Source organism: Klebsiella sp. K5-306 (genome assembly GCF_051835185.1).
GTDB classification, from domain to species: Bacteria; Pseudomonadota; Gammaproteobacteria; order Enterobacterales; family Enterobacteriaceae; genus Klebsiella; species Klebsiella oxytoca.
Window position 1 is genome coordinate 1 of record NZ_JAIFJY010000043.1, and the last position, 4263, is coordinate 4263.

The 4263-nt window shown below is 56.1% G+C and carries 5 protein-coding genes and 3 pseudogenes; 4 read left to right on the forward strand and 4 right to left on the reverse strand.

What is annotated here, in order from left to right:
* Both K2184_RS28715 and tnpC read left to right on the forward strand, forming a co-directional pair.
* On the forward strand, window positions 1-74 hold a 74-nt coding region (locus K2184_RS28715), incomplete at its 5' end, for a hypothetical protein (protein WP_032414367.1).
* A gap of 53 nt (window positions 75-127) precedes the next feature.
* Window positions 128-850 (forward strand): annotated as a pseudogene (tnpC, locus tag K2184_RS28720) (IS66 family transposase); the annotation flags it as partial.
* A 250-nt stretch (window positions 851-1100) separates the two neighbouring features.
* Here tnpC and K2184_RS28725 read toward each other — a convergent pair.
* The 3 genes and pseudogenes from K2184_RS28725 to K2184_RS28735 all read right to left on the reverse strand — a co-directional run.
* Window positions 1101-1664, reverse strand: coding sequence for a chlorite dismutase family protein (locus tag K2184_RS28725; protein WP_001097412.1), 564 nt, complete (start codon window positions 1662-1664; stop codon window positions 1101-1103).
* A 23-nt stretch (window positions 1665-1687) separates the two neighbouring features.
* Window positions 1688-2062 (reverse strand): cupin domain-containing protein, encoded by a 375-nt coding sequence (locus K2184_RS28730; RefSeq protein ID WP_001348195.1) that lies wholly within the window; start codon window positions 2060-2062, stop codon window positions 1688-1690.
* 189 nt (window positions 2063-2251) lie between these two features.
* Window positions 2252-2688 (reverse strand): annotated as a pseudogene (locus K2184_RS28735) (IS66 family transposase); the annotation flags it as partial.
* Window positions 2689-2980: 292 nt separating this feature from the next.
* Between K2184_RS28735 and K2184_RS28740 the strand changes: the two are divergent.
* A complete protein-coding gene (locus tag K2184_RS28740; protein WP_009486461.1) occupies window positions 2981-3268 on the forward strand; it encodes a thermonuclease family protein in 288 nt (95 codons plus the stop codon).
* Between the two features lie 615 nt (window positions 3269-3883).
* Here K2184_RS28740 and K2184_RS28745 read toward each other — a convergent pair.
* Window positions 3884-4117, reverse strand: coding sequence for a hypothetical protein (locus K2184_RS28745; protein ID WP_000624775.1), 234 nt, complete (start codon window positions 4115-4117; stop codon window positions 3884-3886).
* Between the two features lie 24 nt (window positions 4118-4141).
* On the opposite strand from K2184_RS28745, the pseudogene K2184_RS28750 reads away from it, so the two are divergent.
* Window positions 4142-4263: pseudogene (locus tag K2184_RS28750) on the forward strand (IS6 family transposase); the annotation flags it as partial.

Here is a 4263-nt window from a genome sequence, read left to right on the forward strand (position 1 = left end):
GCCAGGCCTCAGCATTTTATTATGGTGATCCCCTGGGCGAAATGCGCCTGGTAAGCAGAGTTTTTGAAATGTAAGGCCTTTGAATAAGACAAAAGGCTGCCTCATCGCTAACTTTGCAACAGTGCCCACCACACCGTTTGCCGACCTGAAGGCAGCTATTTACGACTTCGCACCCAGCCGTGCAGGCGAACACGCCCGAACCTTCCTGGGTGACTGGCGGGGCAAGCTGGTCTGTGATGATTACGCTGGCTACAAGGCCGGGTTCGGCAACGGCATTACCGAAATCGGCTGTATGGCCCACGCCCGGCGCAAGTTCTATGACCTGCACGAGGCCAACAAGAGCGAATTGGCGGCCAAGGCCTTGGAATACATCGGTGGACTCTACGAGATCGAGCGGGAAACCAAAGATCTGCCACCGGATATGCGGCGGGAAATCCGGCAAACCAAAGCCAAACCCCTTGCCGATGCGCTGCATCAGTGGATGCTGGCCCATCGCCAGAAAGTGCCGGATGGCTCCGGCACGGCCAAAGCCCTGGATTACAGCCTCAAACGTTGGGAAGCGCTGACGCGCTACCTGGACGATGGCGCTGTGCCCATCGACAACAACTGGGTGGAAAACCAGATCCGACCCTGGGCGCTGGGGCGCAGCAATTGGCTGTTTGCGGGTTCACTGCGCAGTGGTCAACGTGCGGCTGCGGTCATGACCCTAATACAGTCAGCGAAGCTGAATCGGCATGATCCCTATGCCTACCTGAAGGATGTGCTGACTCGCCTGCCGACACAGAAGAACAACGCCATCGACGAGCTATTGCCCCACAACTGGAAACCGGCCATACCTAACAAGGTGTAGGCCGGACGTGTATGGAGAGCCTTCTTCGAAAGCTGGACAAGGTGCCAACTCTAGACGGCAGGATATGCCCTGGGAGATCGATGAGAGAAAGAGGAGGCCATAAGTAGAAAATTTCCCAAGCGACTGGTGGCTCGCTAGGCATACGTGTCGTGTTACTCCTAAGTTATTAGACACACTAGATTTTCCGGGCTTTGCTGGGCTGCGGGTGTCGCAGGTGTATGCCGCACGGAGATCGCAGTTAAACCTGATACTAGGCCGGCTCATGCACTAGCCGGATGTCGATTTCTCTGTCGACATACTTCCACTCCACCGAGGCCCGGAGTTCGGCCAAAAGCCTGTTAAAGCCCGGCTCATCAGACGGGGAATATTCGAACCACGTCAAGAAGTCGAAGGGTTCGCTCTCGCCCAGGTCCCGACAATGGTGGAGACGACGGGCCACAGCAGGGAGATATTGGAGCCCAATGTGAATGTGACGGGACTGCTCCTCAAAAATCTTCCGGCGTTCGTCTTGAGCCAGTCCCCACCATGAGGGGTTTTTCCGGATAGGGATCAGGGCGGCACAGGTGGCCTCTGCTCGACCCAAACTTGGCTGCTTCGCCACGAGACGATCCTTCTCTTCACGCACGACATAACGCTCGTTACTCGTTATCCCGCGAAGAAGCCATTTGGTGCCCAAAGGCTGCGGCGAAACAGAGCCAGCGGCTACGTCGAGCCGGGGGATTCCAGGGAGAGGGGCTCCCGCCACGGCATCCATCCGAACAACGCGCCAAACACCCGTTTCTCCACCAGCGAACGTAAATAATCGTGTATTCATCAGTTTCCTCTCAGGCCTTTCGCCTATTTCTCAGCCAACGCAAAACCGGCATTGCCCGGCGCAACCACTGAAACAAATATAAAAGGTTCGGGGCCAGAGTTCATTGCACCATGTACCTGCCCAGGTTTTGCGATCGCAATATCTCCAGCTTTAAGATGAGTGACTATGCCGTTACCTTGATGATATTCGGCTTCACCTGAGATAACCGTCCAAGTATCTTGGCCGTGAGGATGTACATGGGAAGCTATTTCCTGCCCAGGGTGGGCGTGCCAAACAACGACGACAGAGTCATTGGTTTCCAGAACAACCGAACGAATCGGTTCGCCGTTAGACGGACGAACATATTCATCCACCGAAAAAATCCGCGATTCAGTTTCTGCTCTCATGTTCACACCCATTTAAAACTGATTGGACACGTACTCTAAACGCAACTGCGCCTGGACAGCACATGAAGATATGTACCTAAGCGCCCTTCGGGAAAACTATGCTCTGGCGCACAGAGACCGTCAATACTCCGTCGTGGGTAGGCATGACATAACGGGAGGAGACGGGCGACGCTTTGGTCATATGTACATGAGAAGGTGGCTCGCCCGCTCGGCAGGGTTGTTGTCGATGGGCAGGTGTCCCCCTTTCGATGTAGCGGATCAGCTTTAACCAGTTGCTCGCAAGGCAATTGATTGCTTGCCCAAGGCACTTTGACGACGTGACCTGGGGAGGGGTTTTGTCCAGCCTAGCTTTCAGTTGCTCCAGGAAAGCCTGGCTTTGCGACTGGCGCGTCTGGTATCGCTGGGCATCGCCCGCCTCTTCCATGTCGCGCTCGATGCCGTAGAGCTTGTTGATAAGAGTCAGTGCCATCTCCGCTCGGCCGATCTTGCCCTTGGATTGAGTTTTCTGATGAACTTGCGCCGCGCATGCCCAGCAACCTATACGCTCGACGCCTTTCTGCCTCCAGGAGGCGCTGCGGCACCTCCTGGGTACGGCTAGCGGTGTAATTGAACAGGATGACCGGAAGATTTGGTGGGCCACCGCGATCTCCTCAGTAGCTATAGCCAAACAGGTTGGGTATGAGAAGTTCAAGGGGGGGCGAGCAAAGCCCCCGTTCCAATTGATTCTCTATTCCACACAAATGGCGATATAAGCCGGCGGGTGATGACGACCCTGGAAGCTCTGGCATCGAGAGTGGATGTCTACTCCATCGACGAGGCGTTTCTGGATCTGACCGGAATCGACCGGGTGGTAAGCTTCGAGCCTTTTGGTCGGCAGGCGATTTGGCTCAAGGTGGAATCACCGGACGGTTACGATACAACGGTCAACGCTTGCGCCTGCTGTCGATTGACACCCCGGAAACCTACAAGCCCAGGTGCGACGCCGAGCTGACGAAGGGCCGCGAGGCAACCGCACGCCTCCGCGAACTGGTTGCCAACGCTCAGCGCATCGAGGTTGTCGATTCCGGCCAAGCCGACAAGTACGACCGCCGCCTTGTTCACCTGCTGATCGACGGGCGGGACGTGGGGCAAACCCTCATGGCCGAGGGGTTAGCCGTTGAGTGGAGGCCCGGCCCGAATGCGTGGAGGGAACGCCGTCGCCACTGGTGCGGATACTGATCGCTTTTCAGCTTGAGCCAGGAGCGCCCCGCCGCAGTGATCGGCACTTGTGTCGATCCGAGGAGGCGCAAGAGCCACAAGCCCCTGATAGGACCACGTAACGCGGCCATGCCACTAGAGCACGGCCGCTTTTTTCTTTTAAAAACAAAAATATAAAAAAATCCTGTTGCTTGAGCCGGTGGTATTGTGGGCAACTGCCGACCTGTTGGCAGGGTGGGGGCAACCGCTCGCGGTTGTCCCTGGCCTGTCAATGGGGAACCGCGAAGCGGTTAGGCAGGTATCCGGCTTGCCGGATTGTCCATAATTCCACGGGCTGTTTTCCCCAGGGCTACACGTTTTATATATGTTTTTTTTGTTTTAAAGAGTTTTAGGGAATCAGAAGGCAAAATTTACCTTCATTATCAGTTGCTTATAGAACCCCTCGGTGGGTAATAGACGGTTTCCGGTGGGTAATAGACGGGGTTGGGTGGGTAAACGACGGAACCGGGTGGGTAATAGACGGACTATCCACAGGCTGGATCGCCGGATCGATCCCCTCCCGTCTATTACACACCCGCCTTGCGCAAACCCTGACCAGTAGTCGCCTCGCGCTCCGTCTATTACACACCGCCGCGCTTAGTATTCGCCTGGGTCCAGTGGGGGGAGAACCCCGGAGCTGCTGACGACTTCCCCGCGTTGCGGACGCTCGACCGTCTCGCCGGGTTTCAGCGGATAGCGCCGCAGCACTCGCCCGTATTCTTCGCTCGCCCGCTTTGCTTCCACGCGCACGCGGCCAGACTCCGAGTTGACGCAGTTCAGGTAATTTTCTGTGGCACTGTTGCAAATAGTCGGTGGTGATAAACTTATCATCCCCTTTTGCTGATGGAGTTGCACATGAACCCATTCAAAGGCCGGCATTTTCAGCGTGACATCATTCTGTGGGCCGTACGCTGGTACTGCAAATACGGCATCAGTTACCGTGAGCTGCAGGAGATGCTGGCTGAACGCGGAGTGAA